General features: G+C 62.7%; 25 protein-coding genes. 6 read left to right on the top strand and 19 right to left on the bottom strand.

Annotated elements, in window-relative coordinates:
• Positions 1–20: 20 nt before the first annotated feature.
• The 10 genes from CBW66_RS08420 to CBW66_RS08375 form a co-directional block, all read right to left on the bottom strand.
• A complete protein-coding gene (locus tag CBW66_RS08420; protein WP_086137927.1) occupies positions 21–1,412 on the bottom strand; it encodes an SGNH/GDSL hydrolase family protein in 1,392 nt (463 codons plus the stop codon).
• Between the two features lie 241 nt (positions 1,413–1,653).
• A complete protein-coding gene (locus tag CBW66_RS08415; RefSeq protein ID WP_086137926.1) occupies positions 1,654–2,673 on the bottom strand; it encodes an L-threonylcarbamoyladenylate synthase in 1,020 nt (339 codons plus the stop codon).
• The gene (locus CBW66_RS08410) at positions 2,670–3,890 is read right to left on the bottom strand and encodes a 5-(carboxyamino)imidazole ribonucleotide synthase (protein ID WP_086137925.1); all 1,221 of its coding nucleotides are present in this window, start codon (positions 3,888–3,890) and stop codon (positions 2,670–2,672) included. The genes CBW66_RS08415 and CBW66_RS08410 overlap by 4 nt, the downstream gene beginning before the upstream one ends.
• Before the next feature lie 15 nt (positions 3,891–3,905).
• A complete protein-coding gene (gene purE / locus CBW66_RS08405) occupies positions 3,906–4,403 on the bottom strand; it encodes a 5-(carboxyamino)imidazole ribonucleotide mutase (RefSeq protein ID WP_070220354.1) in 498 nt (165 codons plus the stop codon).
• Position 4,404: 1 nt separating this feature from the next.
• Entirely contained in the window at positions 4,405–5,298 is an 894-nt protein-coding gene (locus CBW66_RS08400; RefSeq protein ID WP_086137924.1) for a phosphoribosylaminoimidazolesuccinocarboxamide synthase, read from the bottom strand.
• Between the two features lie 104 nt (positions 5,299–5,402).
• On the bottom strand, positions 5,403–6,467 hold the full coding sequence (gene fba / locus CBW66_RS08395; RefSeq protein ID WP_076565953.1) for a class II fructose-bisphosphate aldolase: 1,065 nt from the start codon (positions 6,465–6,467) through the stop codon (positions 5,403–5,405).
• A 93-nt stretch (positions 6,468–6,560) separates the two neighbouring features.
• Positions 6,561–8,009 (bottom strand): pyruvate kinase, encoded by a 1,449-nt coding sequence (gene pyk / locus CBW66_RS08390; protein WP_086137923.1) that lies wholly within the window; start codon positions 8,007–8,009, stop codon positions 6,561–6,563.
• A 113-nt stretch (positions 8,010–8,122) separates the two neighbouring features.
• Positions 8,123–9,334 carry a phosphoglycerate kinase gene (locus tag CBW66_RS08385; protein ID WP_086137922.1) on the bottom strand — a complete coding sequence of 404 codons (1,212 nt, stop codon included), beginning with the start codon at positions 9,332–9,334 and terminating at the stop codon, positions 8,123–8,125.
• A 77-nt stretch (positions 9,335–9,411) separates the two neighbouring features.
• Positions 9,412–9,762: an AzlD domain-containing protein gene (locus tag CBW66_RS08380; protein WP_086137921.1), complete on the bottom strand. Its 351-nt coding sequence runs from the start codon at positions 9,760–9,762 to the stop codon at positions 9,412–9,414.
• On the bottom strand, positions 9,755–10,489 hold the full coding sequence (locus CBW66_RS08375) for an AzlC family ABC transporter permease (protein WP_086137963.1): 735 nt from the start codon (positions 10,487–10,489) through the stop codon (positions 9,755–9,757). Before CBW66_RS08375 ends, CBW66_RS08380 begins: the two co-directional genes overlap by 8 nt.
• 258 nt (positions 10,490–10,747) lie before the next feature.
• Between CBW66_RS08375 and CBW66_RS08370 the strand changes: the two genes are divergently transcribed.
• The 4 genes from CBW66_RS08370 to CBW66_RS08355 all read left to right on the top strand — a co-directional run bounded on the left by CBW66_RS08370 (position 10,748) and on the right by CBW66_RS08355 (position 13,062).
• On the top strand, positions 10,748–10,942 hold the full coding sequence (locus tag CBW66_RS08370) for a zinc-finger domain-containing protein (protein ID WP_086137920.1): 195 nt from the start codon (positions 10,748–10,750) through the stop codon (positions 10,940–10,942).
• Between the two features lie 74 nt (positions 10,943–11,016).
• On the top strand, positions 11,017–11,442 hold the full coding sequence (locus CBW66_RS08365; protein ID WP_070311672.1) for a nuclear transport factor 2 family protein: 426 nt from the start codon (positions 11,017–11,019) through the stop codon (positions 11,440–11,442).
• Positions 11,442–12,479 (top strand): YheT family hydrolase, encoded by a 1,038-nt coding sequence (locus tag CBW66_RS08360; protein ID WP_086137919.1) that lies wholly within the window; start codon positions 11,442–11,444, stop codon positions 12,477–12,479. Before CBW66_RS08365 ends, CBW66_RS08360 begins: the two co-directional genes overlap by 1 nt.
• Complete coding sequence (locus tag CBW66_RS08355) at positions 12,472–13,062, top strand: DUF2946 family protein (protein WP_086137918.1); 591 nt, start codon at positions 12,472–12,474, stop codon at positions 13,060–13,062. The genes CBW66_RS08360 and CBW66_RS08355 overlap by 8 nt, the downstream gene beginning before the upstream one ends.
• Positions 13,063–13,065: 3 nt before the next feature.
• On the opposite strand, the gene CBW66_RS08350 is transcribed toward CBW66_RS08355, so the two are convergent.
• Complete coding sequence (locus CBW66_RS08350; RefSeq protein WP_086137962.1) at positions 13,066–14,655, bottom strand: M48 family metalloprotease; 1,590 nt, start codon at positions 14,653–14,655, stop codon at positions 13,066–13,068.
• Between the two features lie 185 nt (positions 14,656–14,840).
• On the opposite strand from CBW66_RS08350, the gene moaC reads away from it, so the two are divergent.
• On the top strand, positions 14,841–15,347 hold the full coding sequence (gene moaC, locus CBW66_RS08345; RefSeq protein WP_086137917.1) for a cyclic pyranopterin monophosphate synthase MoaC: 507 nt from the start codon (positions 14,841–14,843) through the stop codon (positions 15,345–15,347).
• Here the strand turns inward: moaC and CBW66_RS08340 are convergent, their stop codons facing one another.
• Entirely contained in the window at positions 15,348–15,716 is a 369-nt protein-coding gene (locus CBW66_RS08340; RefSeq protein WP_086137916.1) for a DUF6713 family protein, read from the bottom strand. It abuts the gene before it with no gap.
• 163 nt (positions 15,717–15,879) lie between these two features.
• Between CBW66_RS08340 and CBW66_RS08335 the strand changes: the two genes are divergently transcribed.
• On the top strand, positions 15,880–16,599 hold the full coding sequence (locus CBW66_RS08335) for a flagellar brake protein (protein ID WP_086137915.1): 720 nt from the start codon (positions 15,880–15,882) through the stop codon (positions 16,597–16,599).
• Between the two features lie 21 nt (positions 16,600–16,620).
• On the opposite strand, the gene CBW66_RS08330 is transcribed toward CBW66_RS08335, so the two are convergent.
• The 7 genes from CBW66_RS08330 to recA all read right to left on the bottom strand — a co-directional run bounded on the left by CBW66_RS08330 (position 16,621) and on the right by recA (position 23,732).
• Complete coding sequence (locus CBW66_RS08330) at positions 16,621–17,085, bottom strand: prepilin-type N-terminal cleavage/methylation domain-containing protein (protein WP_086137914.1); 465 nt, start codon at positions 17,083–17,085, stop codon at positions 16,621–16,623.
• Between the two features lie 214 nt (positions 17,086–17,299).
• On the bottom strand, positions 17,300–18,181 hold the full coding sequence (gene sucD, locus CBW66_RS08325) for a succinate--CoA ligase subunit alpha (RefSeq protein WP_034746085.1): 882 nt from the start codon (positions 18,179–18,181) through the stop codon (positions 17,300–17,302).
• A 13-nt stretch (positions 18,182–18,194) separates the two neighbouring features.
• Complete coding sequence (sucC, locus tag CBW66_RS08320) at positions 18,195–19,364, bottom strand: ADP-forming succinate--CoA ligase subunit beta (protein WP_086137913.1); 1,170 nt, start codon at positions 19,362–19,364, stop codon at positions 18,195–18,197.
• Between the two features lie 75 nt (positions 19,365–19,439).
• A complete protein-coding gene (locus CBW66_RS08315; protein ID WP_086137912.1) occupies positions 19,440–20,000 on the bottom strand; it encodes a DUF2889 domain-containing protein in 561 nt (186 codons plus the stop codon).
• A 278-nt stretch (positions 20,001–20,278) separates the two neighbouring features.
• Complete coding sequence (locus tag CBW66_RS08310; RefSeq protein ID WP_086137911.1) at positions 20,279–21,817, bottom strand: class I SAM-dependent methyltransferase; 1,539 nt, start codon at positions 21,815–21,817, stop codon at positions 20,279–20,281.
• Between the two features lie 155 nt (positions 21,818–21,972).
• Positions 21,973–22,428 (bottom strand): recombination regulator RecX, encoded by a 456-nt coding sequence (gene recX / locus CBW66_RS08305; RefSeq protein ID WP_034788658.1) that lies wholly within the window; start codon positions 22,426–22,428, stop codon positions 21,973–21,975.
• A gap of 203 nt (positions 22,429–22,631) precedes the next feature.
• Positions 22,632–23,732, bottom strand: coding sequence for a recombinase RecA (gene recA, locus CBW66_RS08300; protein ID WP_086137910.1), 1,101 nt, complete (start codon positions 23,730–23,732; stop codon positions 22,632–22,634).
• Positions 23,733–23,833 lie beyond the last annotated feature (101 nt).

Below are 23,833 nucleotides of genomic sequence, written 5' to 3'. Positions count from 1 at the left end.
GCGGCCGGCGCGGCGATTCCTTACAGCCAGCCCCGCACGACCATGTCCTTGGCCACATAACGGGCCAGCAACAGGTTGTTGAACGGCGTAGGGTGCACATCGTCGGCATACGAATAGTGGCTGACGTCGCCCGCTTTCAGGTTCGCGCCGGTGCAGACCAGCGAGCTGCCCAGGAAGTTCTTCGCTGACGTCAGGTCGCACGCCGTCTCGCTGACGTTGGTCAAGCCATACGGGCCAGGATTGGTGCCCTGGTCATGGCTGACGGCAAATACGTCGACCAGCAAGACTTTCGCATTGCCCGTCAAGCCCGCGCTCAGTTCGCCATTGAAGGCGCTGACCATGGCGTTGATGAGCGCCTTGGTATTGGCATCCTTGCTCAAGCCCGATGGCGTCCCGGCCACGTCCGGCAAGTTGTTGACGATGACATAGTTGGCGCCCTTGGCGATGATCTGGTCCTTGACCAGCGCCACCAGTTCGGTGCCGGCCTGTTTCATGGAGGCAACCAGCAACGGCCCCTGGGCCGCAGCGTAATCGGCACCGGCCTTGGCGCCGGCGGCGTTGCCTGTCGCGGTCGCATCGGCTTGCGCTTTGGTCACCAGCGGGCCATATACCGTGGGCGAACTGATGGAGTCAGTGCGCGGCTGGCTGGCGGCTGCGAAGACGCCAGCCTGTACTATCGATGTCGACGTGGCGCCAGGCGCGGCGCTGGCCGTCTTGATGGCGGCGCCGATGGCAGCGGCCGCCGTCGTGGGATCGTTGGCGCCGGCGGCCAGAGCCAGGGTCAGGTTGGTCGCGAAGGCCTGCGCGGCAGCGGTCGCGCCGGCAGCCTTGCCGGCCGCCGTCGCACCGGCCTGCAATGCGCCGAGCTGGAACAGTACGTCATTGCCGCCCGCCATCACGAAGACGGCTTCCGTGCCGCTGAACTTGCCGCCGGAAGCGGCCAGGTGGTTCGCGATCTGCGTCACCACCGGCACGGTCAGAGCGCCGAGCTCGCTGCCCGTCAACTTGTTGTTCGGACCGACGGGGTTGGTCACGCGCGAACCGCCCATGGCGTAGCCGTAGCAGCCCGGATGCTTGATGCGCGGCGCCTGCAGGGTCGGTACACTGCCTTCCAGGCCCGTTTCGGCAGCGCAAGGCGCCGGCAAGCCGAATTGCGCGGCCAGGTGCTCGGTCCAGTTCTTGCCCGTCAGTTCAGGATTGATCTTGGTATTGTCGCCATTGATGGTGAACTTGCCGCCACCGGCGGCAGCCACGCCGGCCACAGCATACGAACCGACATCGGACAGGCTGTCGCCGAAGGACACCTGCGCCGTGTATTTGACTTTCAAGGTTTGATCACCGCCACTGGCGCCGCCGCAACCTGCAAGGACAGCCGCAGCCAGCACGGCCAGCGCAAATTTTGTTTGATGCATTTTGTCTCCTCGGTCTTTTTTATGGTTTCTAAACGAACGGGCGTGCTATTCGTTACCCAACTAATATGCCATCGTTCCTCAGGCTTGCATAGAAAATATGCTTTAAAAATCAACGAAATAACAACACCGCCTGCGCCCCGTGATGGCCGGGCGATCTGCTGAATTATGGAGGATTTAATATGTTTCGTGGCAAGCATTGCTATTGCGCTGCATCAAGAAAAAGCCCCTTGCGGGGCTTTTTTCAGACGGACAGGAATTGCTGCAAGATACCACTTGAGCCGAACGCGGCACGCCGCAAACGGTCGTTGACGCCGAGCCACGCGGGGCCGGTCGGTGGCGCTTCGACGAGGATCAGCTCAGCGCCGACCTGGTCCATCCTGCGCAGCGAGGCATACAGCGCATGTGCGTAGTTTTCCGGGCTGGCCGCCAGGCGCACGCTGGCGCTGGCCGGCGGCAGATCCGAGTAGTGGATCAGCGCCACGCGGCGCCCGTCGTTGAGCAGGCGGTTCAAGGTGGCGCGCACGTCGTCGCTGTGCTGCATCGCAACAGGCGTATGTGGCGCATAGTGCGATTCCAGGGTGCCCGAGGCACGCGGTGCGGCCGCGTCGGCCACGGCCGGTGCGCGGCCAATGACGGCGGCGATCTGCTCGCTGCTGATATGGCCGGGACGCAACAACACGGGACCATGCGTGGCCAGGCGCGACAAGTCGACGATGGTCGACTCGATGCCCACGTCGCTCTGCCCGCCGTCGAGTACCAGGCCCAGCAAGCCGCTGTCGAGTTCCGCCGCGAATTCATCGCGCACGTGCTGCGCCGTGGTGGGGCTGACATTGCCGAACTTGTTCGCCGACGGCGCCGCCAGGCCACCGCTGCCGCCCTTGAAAGTGCGTAGCAATTCGATAGCCACCGGGTGCGACGGGCAGCGCAAGCCCACCGTATCCTGGCCGCCGGAAACGGCGTCGGGAATATGCGCGGCGCGCTTGACGATCAGGGTCAGCGGACCGGGCCAGAAGGCGGCCACCAGTTGCTGCGCTTCCACGGGAATATCATCGGACCAGTGCGCCAGGTCGGCGCCCGGCGCCACGTGCACGATCACCGGGTGGTCCGAGGGACGGCCCTTGGCTTCATAGATGCGCGCCACCGCGGCCGGGTTTTCCGCATCGGCACCGAGGCCATACACCGTTTCCGTCGGGAAAGCGACGAGACCGCCCGCTTCCAGCACGGCGGCGGCGGCCGCCAAGTCGTGTGCGGGCACGCTCACGGCGCGATTCCCAGGATCAGGCAAGCGTCGCGCAGGCGTTGCTGCGCCTCCGGCAAGGTGGCCGCGATGAAGGTCAGGTGACCCATCTTGCGGCCACGGCGCGGATCGTCCTTGCCGTACAGATGCAAACACGCGCCCGGCAAGGCCAGGATGCGGTCCCAGGCCGGCTCATTGGCCACATCGCAGGCGCTATCGCTGCCGTCGGCAAACCAGGCGTCGCCGAGGAGGTTGAGCATCACGGCCGGCGAATGCTGGCGCACGTCGCCCAGCGGCAGCCGCGCCATGGCCCGCACCTGCTGCGCGAACTGGCTGGTGACGCAGGCATCCATCGTGTAGTGGCCGCTGTTGTGCGGACGCGGCGCCATTTCATTGACCACCAGGCTGCCGTCGGTGAGCACGAAAAATTCGATGCACAGCACGCCGACATAGCCGAGTTCGGCAACCATCGCTTGCGCCGCCCGCTGCGCCCTGGCGGCGCAGTCGTCCGACACGTTCGGGCCCGGCACCGTGGTGGTAAACAGCACGCCGTCGCGGTGCACGTTTTCGGCGATCGGATACACGACGGATGCGCCGTCCGCGCCGCGCGCCGTCAGCACGGACACTTCGTACGCCAGCGGCAGCATCTTTTCCAGCAGGCAAGTTACCTCGCCCATTTCCGCGAACGCGGCGCGCACCTCGTCGCGCGTGCGCACACGGAACTGGCCCTTGCCGTCATAGCCCATGCGCACGGTTTTCAAAATACCTGGCAGCAAGTCGTCGGCGATGTTGTCGATGTCAAGCTGCGTGGCGATCACCGTATGCGGCGCCGGCAGCACGCCGGACCTGGCCGCGCAGTCGACAAAGAAACGCTTTTCCGCGATGCGGTCTTGCGCCACCGACACGCCATGGGCATTGGGCGCCACGAACACGCGTTCGGCCAGGCGCGACAGGCTGTCGGCCGGCACGTTCTCAAATTCGGTGGTGACGGCCAGGCATTGCGCCGCCAGGGCGTCGAGCCCGTCAAGGTCGCTGTAGCCGGCATTGACCAGGCGCTGCGCCACCTGCCCCGCAGGGCAGGTGGCGGCCGGTTCCAGCACAGGTTCAAGAACTGCAACCTGATAGCCCATGCTCTGGGCGGCCTGGGCAAACATGCGGCCGAGCTGGCCGCCGCCCATCACGCCCAGCCATGCCGTTGGGTTGGCGGCGGGCAGCAATGGGGAAGTCGATTTACTATTCATTATTTTTCAAGCACATTATTCAGGCAAGACCATGGCCTTGGCGGCGGCCGTTTGCGTGGCACGGAAGGCTTCCAGTTGCTCGGCCAGGGCATCGTCGTTGGCGGCAAGCATCGCCACGGCCGTCAGCGCCGCATTCGCCGCGCCCGCTTCGCCGATGGCGAAGGTGGCCACCGGCACGCCCTTGGGCATTTGCAGGATCGACAGCATGGAATCCTCGCCGCGCAGGTATTTCGACGGCACGGGCACACCCAGCACGGGCACGATGGTCATGGCGGCCACCATGCCAGGCAGGTGGGCGGCGCCGCCGGCGCCGGCGATGATGGCGCGCAAGCCGCGCGCGCGCGCGCTCTTGGCATACGCATACATCTCGTCGGGCATGCGGTGCGCGGATATGACTTGCGCTTCGTAGGGCACGCCAAACTGCTTCAGGATGGCGACCGCGTTCTGCATCACGTCCCAGTCCGAAGACGAGCCCATGATGACGCCGACCAGCGGCTTATTCTGCTCGCTCATGTCAGGCCTTCAGCTTCTCGCCCGTCAGGCGTTCGATGGCTTCGAAATACTTGGCCTGGGTTTTTTCGATGACGTCGGCCGGCAGCGCGGGCGCCGGTGCGGTCTTGCCCCAGGTCAACGTTTCCAGGTAGTCGCGCACAAATTGCTTGTCGAACGACGGTGGCGAAATGCCAGGCTGGTAGGAATCGGCGGGCCAGAAGCGCGACGAGTCGGCCGTCAGCACTTCATCCATCAGATGCATGACGCCGTTGTCGTCCAGGCCGAATTCGAATTTGGTGTCGGCGATGATGATGCCGCGCGTGGCCGCATATTCGGCGGCCGTCTTGTACAGGGCAATGGCGACGTCGCGCATCTTGGCGGCCAGGTCGGCACCGATACGCTGTTCCATTTCCGCAAAGCTGATGTTTTCGTCATGCTCGCCCAGCTCGGCCTTGGCTGCCGGAGTGAAGATCGGCTGCGGCAGCTTTTCCGCCTGTTGCAGGCCGGCTGGCAGCGCGATGCCGCAGATGCTGCCCGTGTCCTGGTAATCTTTCCAGCCCGAACCGATGATGTAGCCGCGCACGACCGCCTCGACCATGATCGGCTTCAAACGCTTGGCCACGACGGCGCGGCCCTTGACTTGTTCCACTTCCTCCGGCGCCACCACCGATTCCGGCGCCACGCCGGTCAGGTGGTTCGGCACGATATGGCCGAGTTTCTCGAACCAGAAATCGCTCATCTGGTTGAGGACCTTGCCCTTGCCGGGGATAGGCTCGTTCATGACGACATCGAAGGCCGACAGGCGGTCCGTGGTGACGATCAGGATCTTGTCGTCGCCAACGGCGTAGTTGTCGCGGACCTTGCCGTGGCCCAGCAATGGCAGGGAATGGATGGAAGTCTGATAGAGGCTGTTCATAGCGGGGGAGTAGTTGGATGAAACGAAACCGGCAGGCAGGGGGCGCTTGCCGGTCGAGAAAATCGGGCACGGAGGGGAGCCTCCGGCCCGTTCCAGACAGAATTTTACTTCACAATTTGCGCCAGCTCGCCGGCCTTGTAGCGCTCGGCCATTTTTTCCATCGTGATCGGCTTGATCTTCGACGCCTGGCCTTCGCAGCCGAACGCCTGCATGCGGGCGCGCACGATTTGCTCTGCAGCAAGACGGGCTGGCTTCAGGTAGTCGCGCGGGTCGAATTTCGACGGATTTTCAAACAGGTATTTGCGGATCGCGGCCGTCATCGCCAGGCGGATGTCGGTGTCGATGTTGATCTTGCGCACGCCGTGACGGATGCCTTCCTGGATTTCCTCGACAGGCACGCCGTAGGTTTCCTTCATGTCGCCGCCGAATTCGCGGATGATGGCCAGCAATTCCTGCGGCACCGACGAAGAGCCGTGCATCACCAGGTGGGTGTTCGGGATGCGCGCGTGGATTTCCTTGATGCGGTCGATGGCCAGGATGTCGCCCGTCGGCTTGCGCGTGAATTTGTAGGCGCCGTGCGAGGTGCCGATGGCGATCGCCAGGGCGTCGCACTGGGTGCGCTGCACGAAGTCGGCCGCTTGCGCCACGTCCGTCAGCAGTTGCTCGCGGGTCATGGTGCCGTCGGCGCCGTGGCCGTCTTCCTTGTCGCCCTTCATGGTTTCCAGCGAACCGAGCACGCCCAGTTCCGCTTCCACCGTCACGCCGATGGCGTGCGAGAATTTCACCACTTCGCGCGACACTTCCACGTTGTATTCATACGAAGCGACGGACTTGCCGTCCGCTTCCAGCGAACCGTCCATCATCACGGACGTAAAACCCGAGCGGATGGCGGCCATGCAGACGGCCGGCGACTGGCCGTGATCCTGGTGCATGACGACGGGGATGTGCGGATACGCTTCGACGGCCGCGTCGATCAGGTGGCGCAGAAACGCTTCACCGGCGTACTTGCGCGCGCCAGCGGACGCTTGCATGATCACCGGGCTGTTGAGCGCATCGGCGGCGGCCATGATGGCTTGCACTTGCTCCAGGTTGTTGACGTTGAAAGCAGGAATGCCATAACCGTTTTCGGCGGCATGGTCCAGCAGTTGACGCATGGATACGAGAGACATGGTAATACTCCAGATAACAATAGAAACCGTTGCGGCGCTTCGCGGTGGTCAATAACCGCGGCGGCGCCTGAATTCTTTCAACTAAACTAGAACTTACTCGAACTCGCCGACTGTGACAATCTTCAGGGCGTTAGTACCACCCACCTGGCCCATCGGTTCACCCCAGGTGACGACGATCATGTCGCCCTTTTTGACGATGCCCTGCGCCACCAGCAGCTCTTCCGCCTGCTTCAGCACTTGCGCGCTCGGCGCATTCTGCATCAGATGATACGCCCGAACATTGCGGTACAGCGCGGCTTTGCGCAAAGTGGTCACGCTGGGCGTGAGCGCGTAGATCGGTGTGTCGATGCTGTGGCGGCTCATCCACAAGGCGGTGGAACCGGATTCCGTCAGGGCCACGATGGCTTTGACGCGCAAATGGTGGGCCGTGAACAGGGCGCCATATGCGATCGACTGGTCGATGCGCGTAAACGTGACGTTGAGGAAATCGGCATCGAGCTTGTTGTATTCGGACTGTTCCGCTTCCACGCAGATGGCGGCCATCATTTCCACCGTCTCGATCGGGTACTTGCCCGAGGCCGTCTCGGCCGACGTCATGACGGCATCCGTGCCGTCGAGCACGGCATTCGCCACGTCGGACACTTCGGCGCGCGTCGGCACGGCGTTGACGATCATCGATTCCATCATCTGCGTGGCCGTGATCGCCAGCTTGTTCGAGGCGCGCGCCATCTTGATCATGCGTTTCTGCAGGGCCGGCACGGCCGCGTTGCCCACTTCCACGGCCAGGTCGCCGCGCGCCACCATGATGCCGTCGGACGCGTCCAGAATTTCCTGCAGGGCAGGGATCGCTTCCGCGCGTTCGATCTTGGCGATCATCATCGGCTTGTGGTGGTACGGTTCGCCAGCGATATTGGCCAGCTGGCGCGCCATTTCCATATCGGTCGCGCATTTCGGGAAGGAAATGGCCAGATAGTCGGCCTGGAAACTCATGGCCGTCTTGATATCTTCCATATCCTTGGCCGTCAGCGCGGGCGCGGACAGGCCGCCGCCCTGGCGATTGATGCCCTTGTTGTTCGACAACTCGCCGCCGATCTTGACGGTGGTGTGGATTTCGCTGCCGTGAATGCGCTCGACGATCAGCACGATGAGGCCGTCGTTCAGCAGCAGCACGTCGCCCTTGTGCAGGTCGCGCGGCAAGGCCTTGTAGTCGAGGCCGACCCGCTCCTGGTTGCCCAGTTCGCCGTTTTCGCCCCACTTCGCGTCGAGGATGAAGCGCTCGCCCGCTTCGAGCTGAATGCGCGTGTTTTCAAACTTGCCGACGCGAATCTTCGGCCCCTGCATGTCGGCCATGATGGCCACTTCGCGGCCGCATTCAAGCGCCGCCAGGCGCACCAGCGCCGCGCGGTCGATATGGTCCTGCGCCTTGCCGTGGGAAAAATTCAAGCGCACCACGTCGACGCCCGCACGTATCATTTTCACCAGGATATCGAAGTCGGTGGAGGCGGGGCCGATTGTTGCTACGATTTTTGTACCGCGTGGCATAGGAATCCTTGTGCGCGAGCGAAGGTGAGCAAGACCTGGCGGCTGGGCCGCCCGGCAAGGTAAAAGCGCAGCGGTCAGGCTGCGCTTGGTACTGAACGGCTAACTGCAGCGCCTTACGCGGCGCGCTGCATCAGGATCTCGACCGCTGGGAGCGTCTTGCCTTCCAGGAACTCCAGGAAAGCGCCGCCGCCCGTCGAGATATAGCTGATTTTATCGGTAATGTCGTATTTGGCAATCGCCGCCAGGGTGTCGCCACCGCCGGCGATCGAGAATGCTTTCGACTCGGCAATGGCCAGGGCCAGGGTCTTGGTGCCGTTGCCGAACTGGTCGAATTCGAACACGCCGACGGGGCCGTTCCACACGATGGTGCCGGCGGCGGCGATCTGCTGCGCCAGCAAGGCCGCCGTTTTCGGGCCGATATCGAGGATCATGTCGTCGTCCGCCACGTCGGCCACGTCCTTGACGGTGGCGGAGGCTGTCGGCGAAAACTCCTTGGCGCACACGACGTCGACGGGAATCGGCACTTGCGCGCCGCGCTTGGCCATGATGTCGATGATGGCGCGGGCTTCGTCGACCAGTTCCGCTTCCACCAGGGACTTGCCGACGTTCAAGCCGACGGCCTTCATGAAGGTGTTGGCGATGCCGCCGCCGACGATCAGGTTATCGACCTTGTCGGACAGGGCTTTCAAAATGGTCAGCTTGCTCGATACTTTCGAACCGGCAACGATGGCCAGCAGCGGGCGGGCGGGCGCGTGCAGCGCTTTGCCCAGCGCATCGAGTTCGGCGGCCAGCAGCGGGCCGGCGCAGGCGACGGGCGCGAACTTGGCGATGCCGTGCGTGGATGCTTCCGCGCGATGGGCCGTGCCGAACGCGTCATTGACGTAGATATCGCACAATTTCGCCATTTTTTGCGCCAGCTCATCGCTGTTTTTCTTTTCGCCCTTGTTGACGCGCACGTTTTCCAGCAGAACCACCTGGCCGGCGGCCAGATTGTCCAGGCCGGCGCCATCGATCCAATTTTGTTTCAGTGCAACTTCCTGGCCCAGCAGCTCGGACAAGCGGGCCGCCACGGGCGCCAGGCTGTCGGCCGGCTTGAACTCGCCTTCCGTCGGACGGCCCAGGTGCGACGTCACCATCACGGCAGCGCCAGCGTCGAGGGCGGCACGGATGGCCGGCACCGAAGCGCGGATGCGCGTATCTTCGGTGATCTTGCCACTGTCATCTTGCGGGACGTTCAGGTCGGCGCGGATGAACACGCGCTTGCCTTGCAGTGCATTTTGGGCGATCAAATCTTGCAGACGGATGAAGTTGAGAACAGCTGACATGGCGATCCAGATGACGAGTGGAAGGAAGTGCGCTATTTTACCGCAATGCCCAGCGCAAATCGCCGATTTGTCCTGCTTTACTGAAAAACGTGCAACAGTCGCAAGCCCGTGAAAACCAGCATGCCGAACACGATGGTTTGCAGCATATTGCGGCGAATCACGAAAAAGAGCGTGGCGGCAATACCCGACAAGAGTTTCAAATTCGATAACTCCAAGTGGATTTGCTGCCCTTCCATCAGCATGTCGGGCGCGATGATGGCCGCCAGCGCGCAGGCCGGCGCATAGCGCAGCATCTCGCCCACGCGGCGCGGAATCGTGATGTGATGGCCGATCAGCCAGAAGGTGCTGCGCGTGGCAGCCGTTGCCACCACCAGCACGGCGATGGCGATCCACACGTCGGCCCTGCCCAAGTCGATGCCGTCAAACATGGCGTTTGGTCCATTTTTCTGTCAACTCTTCCACGGCCATGGCGCTGACCATGCCCACCACGACGGCCACCAGCAGGCCCAGCTTATACGGCAGGCTGAACGCCAGCACGGCCACCGTGCCCGCCACCAGCACGCCGCACAGGGCGGCGCGGCTGAGGATCAGCGGTACCGTCACGCACAGGATCGCCAGGGTGCCCGCAAAGCCCAGGCCCCACTCGGCCGGCACGACGGCGCCCAGCACGATGCCGATGCAGGAACCGATCTGCCAGGCCAGCCAGTTGGGGTAGATCAAGCCTTTCAGGAAAGGCAGCTTGGCCGGGTCCGGCGTTTCGTGCGGGTAACGCTGCAGGAACAGGCCCACGGTGATATCGCCCGCCACATAGCCGAGCGCAAAGCGCTGGCGCCACGGCAGATGGGAAAAATGCGGGGCCAGCAGCACGGAAAAGATGACAAAACGCAAATTGACGACGAGGGCCGTGGCGAAGATCACCCACACGGGCGCCTGGGCCGCCAGCAGGGGCAGAGACGCGAGCTGGGCCGAGCCGGCAAAGACAAACAGGGTCATGGCCCCCGCCTGCGCCACCGTCAGGCCGCTTTTCACCATGGCCACGCCCACCACCATGCCCCAGGCGGCAATGCCCAGCAGGGTGGGCGCGCCCAGGCTCAGGCCGGCGCGCCAGGCATCTTTCAGCAGGGCGTCGTCCTTGGTGGCCGGGACGGCGTTCACGCGGCGCTCCGGCGGGCGCACTGTGGTAACTGCACAACAATGGTGCGCGGAGGTCGGCTCCGCAACGGTGATACCGGCAAGGCAAATCCAGTCAGTGTGGCGCTGCAGCCGCCATATTTCCGCGAAAACCCGCGCCGCAGCCGAAGATGATCAAGCCGCCATTTTAGCCATGATTTTTGCTGTCTGCCTGAATCCGTTAAAATCGTGCTTTTGGCAGCAGCCGACTTCCATCCATACAGCCTCACGGAGCATGACAAGATGACAAAAACCACCCAGCCAGCGGTCGAACTCGACGGTAAAGACTTGCCAGCCCACTGCCCTAACCCGGCCATGCCGCTGTGGTCGTCGCATCCGCGCGTGTTCCTGGAATTTAACAAGGACGGCGTCGCCAAGTGCCCGTACTGCGGCACGGCCTACACCCTGAAGGAAGGCGCCAGCGCCGGCCATCATTAAACTGCCCAGCGGCGCGCCCCCAGCGCGCCGTTTTCATTTGCACACCTAGCTGTACCGCTCACGCCGGAGTCGTCATGAAACGTCTGAAAGAACTCAATGGCAGCGCCGCCGAAGTCGAGGCGGCGTTCTACGATGCCTTGCACCGCGCCGACCTCGAAGCGCTGATGGCGCTATGGGCCGACGATGAAGAGATCGTCTGCATCCACCCGGGCGGCGCGCGCCTGATCGGTCATGCCGCCATCCGTGCCTCGTGGGAAACCATCCTGGCAGGCGGCGGCCTGCACATCGTGCCGGCGCAGCTGCATGAAACGCACAATCTGATGAGTTCGGTGCACACGGTGATCGAAGGCGTCACCCAGGAAGAAGGCGGTCCGGCGCATCTGCTGGCGACGAATGTGTACGTGAAAACGCCGCGCGGCTGGCGCATCGTGCTGCACCACGCCTCCATCGCCCCCGGTGGCGCGCCGGCCGACGTTGCGGGAACGCAGATCCTGCACTGATGTCTTTGCCTCTTATTTACAACGCCTCCTACACCGCCCCGCTCTGGCTGCCAGGCGGCCACGCGCAGACGATTTATCCGGCCGTGTGCCTCGCCAAGCCTGCCGTGCCCTTCCGCCGCGAACGCTGGCAAGCGCCCGATGGCGACTTCGTCGACGTCGACCTGGTCGACGGCCAGCCTGGCCAGCCTTTCGTGGTGCTGTTCCACGGCCTGGAAGGCTCGTCGGACAGCCATTACGCGCGCGCCCTGATGGCCGAGGTGGCCGCGCGCGGCTGGTCGGGCGCCGTGCCGCATTTTCGCGGCTGCTCGGGCGAAGCGAACCTGGCGCCCCGCTTCTACCATTCGGGCGATGCGCAGGAAGTGGACTGGATCGTGCGGCGCCTGCGCCCGCGCGCCACGGGAAAATTCTACGCGGCCGGCGTCTCGCTGGGCGGCAACGCCCTGCTGTGCTGGCTGGGCCAGTCGCAGCACCAGGCCGATTTCATCGATGCGGCCACGGCCGTATCGGCCCCGCTGGACCTGGCGCAAGGGGGCAAGGCCTTGTCTTCCGGCGCCAACCGGTTCTATACGCGCATGTTTTTGAACACGCTCAAACCGAAATGCCTGGCCAAGCTGGAGCAATTCCCCGGCCTGTTTGCGCGCGACGCCATGCTGGCCGCGCGCGACTTGCACGCCTTCGACAATGTCGTCACGGCGCCCCTGCACGGCTACCGCGACGCCGACGATTACTGGCACCGCGCCAGCGCCAAGCACGTCTTGCCGGACATCACCGTGCCGACCTTGGTGCTGAATGCGCAAAATGATCCCTTCCTGCCCGGGCGCTTCCTGCCGCGCAGCGCCGCGCCGACGGTCACGCTCGAGTATCCGCGCCACGGCGGCCACGTCGGCTTTGCGGCAGGCAAGTTGCCGGGCAGAACACGCTGGCTGCCGCAGCGCCTGATCCATTTTTTTGAAGGCGGCAACATGGCGCCACCGGCGCCGCAAAGCTGTCACGCTGGCAGTTCGCAAACGCACATGGAAAACGCTACACATGGATGAACTCGTCAAACAGGCCCTGGCCAAATGGCCGAACGTACCGCACTGCTACGGCTGGCTGGGCCTGGACGCGCGCGGCCACTGGCGCATGCGCGACCAGCAGGCGCAACAGCAACAACTGCCTGGCGACAAGATCGCCCATGACGCACTGCTGGGATTTATCAACCGCAATTACGACCATGACGCACGCGGTTGCTGGTTTTTCCAGAATGGCCCGCAGCGCGTTTACCTGAACCTGGAAGCGACGCCCTACATCGCCCGCAGCGATCCGCGACACGGTTTTGTCGTGCAGACGGGCGCGCCGCTGGCGCAGATCGAGCAAGCGTACCTGTGCGACAACGGTGCGCTGATCCTGCGCCAGGACGAGGTCGTGGCGCAGGTCGATGACCGCGACATGGCGCAGGTACTGCCCGCATTGCGCCTCGATGGGCAGGCGGTGAGCGACGAGGCCTTGCTGGCCTGGCTGGAAGGGGGACAAGGAAGCTTGACCTTATTGCATAACGGCAAGGCGATCGCCGTGCAGCCGTTGCGCTACGATGCCGTGCCGCAAACCTTCGGCTTCCAGCGCGCGCCGCAAGCCGAATAAGACTTATCCCTTCTGGTCCTTGATCTGTTCGCGGCGCTTTTCCTGCAATTCGCGCTCGCGCGCATCGATCACGGCCTGGTCATAAAAGGTCGCGTCCGTCGATTTGCGGGCGATCGTCAGCTGGTCCAGCGCGGCCATGGTGGCGCCCTGCAGCACATACGATTCGGCCAGCGCCATGTGCTGCAAGGTCATCTTGCCCTGGTCCGCATAGGCTTTCGCCAGTAAATCGTACAATTCCGGCTCTTCCTTGTAGAGCTGCACCTGTTCGCGCAGGTACAAGGTGGCTTGCTCCAGCTTGCCGGCAGCCATCAGCGCTTCCGCATATTGGTGGGCTATGCCGCGCGAGAGGGGAAACTGCTGGCGCGCCGCATCGGCCGCCTTCAAAGCCTGTTGCGCCACTTCCTTCTTTTGCGCCGGCATCAACAGCACTTCCAGTCCCATCGCCGCCAGCAGCGAGTTGGGCCCCTGGGTGCCGCCCGAGGTGAACACATTCGGCCCGGCCGGCTGGCGCAGGGCGGCATTGGCCGCATCGAGTTCCTTTTGCGCCTCCGCCGGCTTGCCCTGCTTGACGGCGACAAAGGACAAGCCGTAATGGGCGGCCGTCACCTGGAAGCGGCTTTGCTGTTCCAGCTGCGTCTTGAAGACGGCCTTGGCGTTCAGCAAGCCTTGCACGCTTTCATCCTGCAGCACGCGGGCGCGGGCCCGGGCCAGGTGGAAACTCAGGCTGTCCGCGCGCTGCTTGTACGGCTGCTCGCGGATGCGCGCCTGGATGTCGGCGATGCGTTCCGTCGTCAGCGGGTGGGTCTGCAGATAGGCGGGCATCAGGTCGCTGTACGAGCGGCTGGCCGCCTGCATGCGGCCGAAAAAGGCCACCATGCCGGTGGTATCGAAACCGGCTTCGCCCATGATCTGGAAACCGATGCGGTCCGCCTCGCGTTCGGCGTCGCGGCCGAAATTGAGCTGGCGCTGGATGGCCAGGCCCTGGCCGGCGGCAAACACGCCCATGGCCACGTCGCCGCCCGCACGCGACGCGAGCGCCGCCAGCAGCATGGCGGCCAGCGGCATCAGGGCATCCTGGCGCTGCTGGCCCAGCATGCGCGCGATATGGCGCTGCGCCACGTGGCCGATCTCGTGCGACAGCACGGAAGCCAGTTCCGCCTCCGTTTGCGCCGCCAGCACCAGGGCCGAGTGCACACCGATGAAACCGCCCGGCAAGGCAAACGCGTTCAACTGGGGATCGCGCACGGCAAAGAAGAAATAGTCGTAATTCGTTTCGCCGCGCACGCTGGGGCGCGCCGACACGAGGGCGTTGCCGAAGGTATTCAGGTATTCGAGCAAGGGGGCGTCGTCGAGATAGTCGCGGTCGCCGCGGATGCCGCGCATGATTTCCTCGCCGATCTTGCGCTCCATCGCCGGCGACAGGTCTTCGCGCGAGGTATCGCCCAGGTTCGGCAGGTTCGGCGCCGGCGGCACGGCCAGCGGCGTCCAGTTGCCGGCAGGCTTGGCCGCCGCGCTGGCGGCCGGCGCCGCTGGCGCGGACGTATAGGTTTGCGCCAGCGCACACGGCGCGGCGCAGCAGAAGGCGGCCAGCACCGAAGCGCGCCGCGCGCCGCGCAGCCATGCCGCAGCGGCGTTTTCAACGAGGATCGGAAGGGAAGTTTTTGAATTCACGGGTGCTATCATACCTTGTTAGCGGCGCCCATTCCCACGCGCCATGCCAGTGGCATGGCGTCGTGATTCGGCCTGCCGCGTCCCCGTTCCTCACCTATTTTGACGCCATGACAACAGCACACAAGCAAGCCCCCGCCGGAGAACTGACCCATTTCGATGCCACGGGCCAGGCCCATATGGTCGATGTGGGCGGCAAGGAAGATACGCGCCGCAGCGCCGTGGCCGCCGGCACCATCCGCATGCAGCCGGCCACCCTGGCCTTGATCATTTCCGGCAATGCGAAAAAGGGCGATGTGCTGGGCATCGCCCGCATCGCCGCCATCATGGGCGCCAAGCGCACCAGCGACCTGATTCCCCTGTGCCACCCGCTGGCCCTCACGCGCGTCACCGTCGATTTCGAAGTGGATGCAGCGGCCAACAGCGTGCATTGCCGCGCCCAGGTCGACACGACGGGCAAGACGGGCGTGGAAATGGAAGCGCTGACGTCCGTGCAGATCGGCTTGCTGACGATCTACGACATGTGCAAGGCCGTCGACCGCGGCATGGTCATGACGAACGTGCGCGTGCTGGAAAAGCATGGCGGCAAGTCGGGCGACTGGCACGCCGAGGTGTAACTAGGCCGCCTGGCGCTGGACGCGGCGCAAGTCGCGCAGCAGCCAGACGGCGCAGCCCAGGCACAGCGCGATGATGGCGATCGACAAGGGCAAGTGGAACTGTTCCAGCCCTGCCAGCGCAAAGCCGGCGTGGATCAGGCAAGTGCCCGCTCCCAGCGCGGCGCAGATGCCTGCATACAGGGTCGCCTGCGGCGTGGCCAGCAGCACGTGCCGGTAACCGGCCAGCACCACGGCAATCGCCGCCAGGTTAAACACGAGAAAACCCTGCACGCCGCCCGGCACGTGAAACATCTCCCACTCTTTCCAGTAGGCAGCGTCGATTTGATGCAGGATCAGGAACAACATGGTCCAGAAGTAGCTGCGTGGCATAAGATTTACATTCGTCAATATTGACGCAATTGTAAAGCCTGCACCGCGCAGCGGCACGTGCCCATGGTATTTTTCGATGCGAAAGTGAATTTCATTGATAGGAATGCTTTTTCATCAAGAAATCATGCATACTGCGAGTCGACCATATCCAGATGAGCATCGCATGACTAGCAACAAGCCCGCCGCGGAAAGCAAGCTCCAGGACTTCGAATTCGAGGCCATGAATCTGCAGGTGGGGGGACGCATCCAGTTCATCACGCACCGCACCATCAAACCCATCCAGCATTTCTCGACCGTGATCGGCTACGTGAAAGATGAGTACCTGATCGTCAAGATTCCCATCGAAAACGGCGCCTCCATCGTGCTCAACGAGGGTGACAAGCTGACCATCCGCGTGTTTTCCGGCGTCACCGTCTGTTCGTTTGCGTGCAGCGTGCTGCGCATCTTCGGCCGTCCGCTCAACTATGTGCACCTGAGCTTTCCCGACGCCATCCAGGGCACCAGCCTGCGCACGGCCATGCGCGTGAAAGTGGACATTCCCGCGCAGCTGAGCTACCGCGATGTGGCGGCCGTGCCCGTGTTCATCGTCAACCTCAGCGTCTCGGGCGCGCTGATCGAGGCGCCCAACATGCTCACGCCCGATGACGAGGGCGTGGCACTGAGCTTTACCCTGCTGGTGCAGCCGAACAAGCATCAGATGCGCGTCAACACGCGCGCCCGCATCCAGAACGTCGGAGTGGGCAAGCCGTCCAATGGCCACGCCGGAGTGGCCGAAATCTATACGTATGGCGTGCAATTCATCGACCTGGAACCGACCCACTACACCCTGCTGCAAAACCTCACCTATGAAGCGCTGATCGCGGACCGGCAAAAAATCGTCTGATACGGGCGCTGCAGGCGCCGCTCACTGCGTCGCCACCACCTTGGGAATGTTGTTTTTGGTAATCGCTTCCTTCGCCGCCGGATTCGTCACGCTGGTGCTGTTAAACCAGCTCAGGCTGCTGGTGCCGAGTTGCAACTCCATGTTCACCTTCTGACCGCCCAAGCCGCTGCCCAGGTCGCCCGCCAGGCTCAGCTCGATATTGCCCTTGTCGACCTTGGCGCTCGCCACTTCGCGCGTGGCGCTGAAGACGGGAATGGAACTTGGCACGGCCGGGGTGGGCGTGCTGCAGGCAGCCGCGTCGCCGCCATTTTCCTGCACGCACAAGGCCACGGCCGTCTTCAGGGGCGCCGCGGCCGCCAGCACGTTGCTGACCTTGGCCCGCATCGTATAGTCGCCGTACTGGGGAATGGCCACGGCCGCCAGGATGCCGGCGATGGCCACCACGATCATCAGTTCTATCAGGGTAAATCCGCTTTGCGCGCGCATCGCATCCTCCCGGGGTGCAGTTGGTCACGCCGTGCATGGTGCAAGCGCCATGCCAGCGGCGTCCCGGGGCGGCGTTGGTACGCATGGAAAGAAAAGCGACGCATTTGGGCGGATTCGGACCAGCGCCGTCGCTCCAAGGCGGGAATCGACCTGACTTGCGGACAAAAAAAAGGAGCCGAAGCTCCTTTTTTATACTGCATGAATCAGGCTGAAATTACAGCATGGCTTTCAGCAGACGCGCCATTTCCGACGGGTTTTTGGTCACGGTGATGCCGCAAGCTTCCATGATTTCCAGCTTGGCTTGCGCCGTATCGGCACCGCCCGAGATCAGCGCGCCGGCGTGGCCCATGCGCTTGCCTGGAGGAGCCGTGACGCCGGCGATGAAGCCGACGACTGGTTTTTTCATGTTGTCTTTGATCCAGTAAGCCGCGTTGGCTTCGTCCGGACCGCCGATTTCGCCGATCATGATGACCGCGTCGGTATCTGGATCGTCATTGAACATCTTCATGATGTCGATGTGCTTCAGACCGTTGATCGGGTCGCCGCCGATGCCGACTGCCGACGATTGGCCCAGGCCCAGTGCGGTCAGCTGACCCACTGCTTCGTACGTCAGGGTACCCGAACGCGAAACCACGCCGATACGGCCCTTCTTGTGGATGTGACCTGGCATGATGCCGATCTTGATTTCGTCTGGCGTAATCAGGCCTGGGCAGTTAGGGCCCAGCAGCAAGGTTTTGCTGTTGGCTTTAGCCATGCGGTCTTTCAGGGCCATCATGTCGCGCACAGGAATGCCTTCGGTGATGCAAATGGCCAGATCCATTTCAGCTTCGACAGCTTCCCAGATCGCCGCTGCGGCGCCTGCTGGCGGCACGTAAATCACGGAAACGTTGGCGCCGGTTTCTTTTTTCGCTTCGGTAACGTTAGCGAAAATAGGAATGCCTTCGAAATCTTCGCCGGCTTTCTTCGGGTTCACGCCTGCCACGAAGGCAGCTTTGCCGTTCGCGTAGTCGCGGCAACCGCGGGTATGGAACTGGCCGGTCTTGCCGGTGATCCCTTGGGTAACGACTTTGGTATCTTTATTGATCAGAATGGACATGTTGATTCCTTAATTAAGCTTGACCGGCAGCAGCGGCAACGACGCTCTTGGCTGCATCTTCCATGGTGTCGGCTGCGATGATAGGCAGACCAGAATCGGCCAGCATCTTTTTGCCCAGGTCTTCGTTGGTGCCCTTCATGCGCACGACCAGCGGTACGTTCAGCGAGACGGCTTTCACTGCGGCGATCACGCCTTCAGCGATCACGTCGCAACGCATGATGCCGCCGAAAATGTTCACCAGGATGGCTTTCAGGCCTGGGTTTTTCAGCATGATCTTGAACGCTTCGGTCACTTTTTCCGCCGTGGCGCCGCCGCCGACGTCCAGGAAGTTGGCTGGCTCGCCGCCGAACAGCTTGATGGTGTCCATGGTGGCCATGGCCAGGCCGGCACCGTTCACCAGGCAACCGATGTTGCCGTCGAGCGAGATGTAGGCCAGGTCGAATTTCGACGCTTCGATTTCAGCTGGATCTTCTTCGTCCAGGTCGCGCAGGGCGACGATTTCCGGATGACGGAACAGGGCGTTCGGGTCAAAGTTGAACTTGGCGTCCAGAGCGATGACTTTGCCGCTGCCGGTGACGATCAGCGGGTTGATCTCGGCCAGCGAGCAATCGGTTTCCCAGTAGGCTTTGTACAGGCCTTGCAGGTTGACGCGGGCGTCGACGATGGAACCGGCAGGCACGCCGATTTTGGTCGCGATGTCGTCAGCCTGGGCATCGGTCAGGCCAACGCTTGGCTCGATGGTGACGTGGTGGATTTTCTCAGGGTGGCTCTCGGCCACTTCTTCGATGTCCATGCCGCCTTCGGACGACGCCATCAGGACGATTTTCTGGGTAACGCGGTCGGTGACCAGCGAAACGTACAATTCTTGCTTGATGTCGGCGCCTTCTTCCACCAGCAGGCGGTTGACTTTCTGGCCCTCAGCGCTGGTCTGGTGCGTGACCAGCTGCATGCCCATGATCTGATCAGCGTATTCCTTGACCTGTTCCATCGATTTTGCCACTTTCACGCCGCCGCCCTTGCCGCGACCACCTGCGTGGATCTGCGCCTTGACGACCCATACCGGACCGCCCAGGGTTTCCGCAGCCTTGACGGCTTCTTCGACGGACATGCACGGAATACCGCGTGGTACCGTCACTCCGTGCTGCCGGAGGATTTCTTTGGCTTGATACTCATGGATTTTCATGCTGGCTTCCCTTCTGATACTGATGTGTAAAAATACGGTTAGTGGTGCAAAAAAACAGGAAATACAGCGCCGGGGTCACACCTTGGCTACCCAGCGCGGGTAATACTGTGCAACCGCCCCGCCATCGGTGCGCAGGGCGTGGCATTTGTCGAGTTGAAACGGCTTTTCATGCGACACGTCAGCATTCGCACCGTCACGGGTCGACCAGACATCGCCGGCAAATGCCTGAACCGTCGCAGTCGGCAAGACTTGCGCCAGTTCGGTCAAATGGGTACAGCCGGCGATTCCCGCCAGGCGCTGTTTCAAGTCGCGGCGGAAATTCTTCAATAAATTCAATCCGATCAGCGCCCTGTAAGCGGGGCCGATGGTATCGCAAAAACCGGGATAGGGCACGGCATCGGAGGCAGCTTCGGCCTCGACAATGGTCAGTTCGTGATCGACGGTAATGCGTAAATGGAGGTCATGCAGAGGGGCGCCGGCGGGACGGGGGCCGGAGGCCAGGGTCGCGTCATAGCTTTTGATATCGGTGATATGGGCGTCAATATCCCACAGGCCGTCGTCGCGCATATACGCTTGGACGTCGATAACGCGGGAGTGCCGTAGGGCGCGCCGGGATACGGGAGTTGACAGGGGCATAAGACCGATGCCGCTTGCGCGGCCATAATTAGTAAGCAGCCATGTGCCTAAAGCACTCTGTTCGCAGCTTCTACGAACAGCAACCGCACCTGCGGCGCCGCAAAAACCCTAAAAGTGTAGCACACAGGGCGCTAGTTGCGCCGCAACATAATTTTTTATTGCTTGTGCCGCCCACCGCAAATCATTAACGAAAATCGCAAAATCAATAACGATCATTCGCAATTCAAATAACTTGGCAGCAGGCTTGCCGGCACCGGCAGGCTGGCCAGCGCCGTGCCTCAGTCAGTCACACCCAGTGCGCGTAAAACAGGCAAGATGCGCGCGGAAAAATACTGTGCCTGCGCCAACAATTCGGCCAGGTTTTCCTCTTCCGTCAACAAGGGCTGCCCATCCTTCGTCATCAGCTGCTTCAGGCGCAACAGCACGGGCCACGTCGTGCGCACCCAGTCTTGCGGCGTTGGACAACCTTGCAGTTTCGCCCACAGGAAGAGCTGTTGTAAATGCGACACAACCACGCCGCCGCCCGTCAGGGGGCTGGCGAGGATGTGCAAATCGGTTCTTGCCAGCGCCTGCTCCAGCAAGTGTGCATTCAGGCGCGCCGTCTGCGGCCGCGCCGCGGCGATGCCGGCCTCGTCCTGGACGGCAGACACGCTGCCCTTGCTGGCCAGTACCAGCATGATCTGCAGCAAGGCCGCCAGACTGGCTTCGCTGCCAGCCAGTTGCTGCTCCAGTTCGCCTATCGTGTACACGCGATGGTCAGCCATGGCGTCCAGCACGGGCGCATAGACGCGCTCGTCCATATCGGCGTCACCCAGCACGCCGTGTACGCTCAACACCACTTCGCCGCGGGGTACGGCCAGCATCACGCGCACGGCCCGCAAGGCACTGGCCTGGGCGAACGGCGTCAGCCTGCGTGCGCCCTTGACCCAGTAATCCCTGCGAAATTGCTCGTTGACGAGGAAGGCGCGCGTCGTCTCGCGAAAAATGGGATCGGGTATCTCGGCCAGGAACTGCTGGTGCTCGGCCGTCAGGTTCAGCATATCGACCAGAGCAGTATAGTTGGCGGACGCGGCGAACTCGAGCTTGGCCTCGCCCAGCATGGCCGCGACGCTGGAGAAAGCCATAGGCTGCCAATCGGCATTGAAATACTCATGGGCAAGATAATGTCCATCCATCGCCTTGAGTTTTTCGAAGCGGTCCGCCAGTTGCGGGTTGGCGTCCAGGTAGCGCGGTTGCGTGGCGATCATCCTGTCGACGAAATCGATGGCGCCAGCGACTCTGGCCAGCACGCCCTGGCCCGGGGCGCTCATGACGCGGCTATGTTCGGCCAACAAGTCGCGCATCGGCATCATTGCGGCCCAGCCTGGCTGCGTGTTGTAGCTGATGAAGACGACACCGCCAACTTTCAGCTTGCGCCGCAGGAAGTCGACGATGAGCGCGCGATTTTCCGCCGAAACCCAGCTCCATATCCCATGCAGGCAGATAAAGTCGAAATCGGGCAAGTCGTCGCGGCAACAAAACTGCGCGAACGATTCATCCGTGAACTGCGCGCCAGCGTCGGCCGCGTTGGCCAGCTCCTGCGCAAAGGCGGCCTGGGACGGATTGAAATCATTGCCATACCAGCGCGTGGCGGACGCCGCCGCATGGATGTTGGCGCTGACGCCCTGGCCAAAGCCCAGCTCGCAAGCCGTGCCGCTGGCCGGCAAGGACAGGCCGGCGGCCAGCAAGGGCAGGCGCAGGCGCAGAGGGTTCAATTCTTCGTAATAGCCATAGGTATAGGCGATTTCGGCCACATAGCCGGCATTCCAGTTGCTCATCTTGCATCCTGTCACGATCAGTGGTGCTGCACGCATCGCACAGCGTTCGAGCGCCAGCATACCCGATCGCGCGGCGTGACCATACTGGAATCAGACGACGTTTGAAAGCGCAGTTCTTGGCGGCACAGCGTGGCGGCCGGACAACCCTGGATGCGCTATTCCTCGTCGGGATCCAGTCCCTTCAAGGCCACCTGCACGGCGCGCTGCGAAAAGCCGCGCTGCATCAAAAAACGCATCTGCTTGTTGCGCTGCTCCGCATCCTGCGCCACTTGCCCGAATTTTCGGCGCCACACTTCGCAGGCGCGCGCAACCTCCCCTTCGGCCAGGCCCGCCTTGAGTTCCTGCAACGCTTCTCCGCCGATGCCATGGCTTTGCAGCTCCGCCATGATGCGGCTGTTGCCGAAACGGGCCGAGCGGCGGTGAATCAGCGACTCGGAAAAGCGCTCCTGCGACAGCCAGTTGGCTTGCTCCAGGCTGTCGAGCAAGGCTTCCACGTCGTCGCCTTCCTGCGCATGGCGCTGCAGCTTGCGTCGCAATTCCATGCGGCTGTGTTCGCGCATCGACAAAAAGCGTAGCGCCCTGCCCTTCAGGCTTAGTTGTACTGCGGCCATACACCCACCTTGTCTTTCATTCCACGATTCCATCACCCAAACACAATCGCCGCCCGGCGCAACAGCGCGGGACGGCGATCATGGTCACACCTTGCAGCAAGCCATGCGTGGGTCGGATTAGGCCCCTTGGGCCGTAATCCGACAACATTGTTGACGTCTGTGGTGTTGTCGGATTACGCGCGGTTTTGCCGCGCTAATCCGACCTACTCTGCCTTGGCTTCCGCCTTGGCAGCCTTGTCGGCGGCCTTATCCGCTTTTTCCGGCTTTTCAGCAGCCAGTGGCGGCAGTTCGCGCACGCCCAGCGAAGCGCGGACCTTGTTTTCGATTTCGCGGGCCAGCGCCGGACGCTCTTGCAGGAAGGCGCGGGCGTTGTCCTTGCCCTGGCCGATGCGTTCGCCGTTGTAGCTGTACCACGAACCGGATTTTTCCACGATCTTGGCATCCGAGCCCAGGTCCAGGATTTCGCCTTCGCGCGAGGTGCCGGCGCCGTACAGAATGTCGAAGTGCGCTTCCTTGAACGGTGGCGCGATCTTGTTCTTGACGACCTTGACCTTGGTTTCGTTGCCGATCACTTCATCGCCGGACTTGATCGAGCCGGTACGGCGGATGTCCAGGCGCACGGAGGCGTAGAATTTCAGCGCATTGCCGCCCGTGGTCGTTTCCGGGCTGCCGAACATCACGCCGATCTTCATGCGGATCTGGTTGATGAAGATGACCAGGGTGTTCGTGCGGTTGATGGAGCCGGTCAGCTTGCGCAGCGCTTGCGACATCAGGCGCGCTTGCAAACCTGGCAGGGAATCGCCCATATCGCCTTCGATCTCGGCGCGTGGCGTCAGTGCGGCCACGGAGTCGATGACGACCAGGTCGACGCTGCCCGAACGCACGAGGGCGTCGCAGATTTCCAGTGCCTGCTCGCCCGTGTCCGGTTGCGAGATCAGCAATTCATGCAGGTTCACGCCCAGCTTTTGCGCGTAGCCGACGTCCAGCGCGTGCTCGGCATCGATAAAGGCGCAGGTGCCGCCCAGTTTTTGCATTTCGGCGATGGTTTGCAGGGTCAGCGTGGTTTTACCCGACGATTCCGGACCGTAGATTTCCACCACGCGGCCGCGCGGCAAGCCGCCCACGCCCAGCGCGATATCGAGGCCGAGCGAACCGGTCGACACGACTTGCACTTCTTCGATCGGTGCGCTGGAGTCCATGCGCATGACCGAACCTTTGCCAAACTGCTTCTCGATCTGCGCCAGTGCGGCGGCGAGCGCCTTGGCTTTTTCCGATGCGGGTACTACAGCTTTTTTATCGTCCATATGTTCTTTCAGCCGTTCTACAGGTGCGGATTCACGTGACGCATCTACGTGAACCGTGCAGCCTGCGATAGCGCCAGTGGGTTAAATTCTTTACACAGACA

The sequence above is a fragment of the Janthinobacterium sp. GW456P genome (assembly GCF_002127655.1).
Classification (GTDB): Bacteria; Pseudomonadota; Gammaproteobacteria; order Burkholderiales; family Burkholderiaceae_D; genus Janthinobacterium.
The sequence above is the reverse complement of the archived record's forward strand: the minus strand, read 5'-3'. Positions and strand labels throughout refer to the sequence as shown.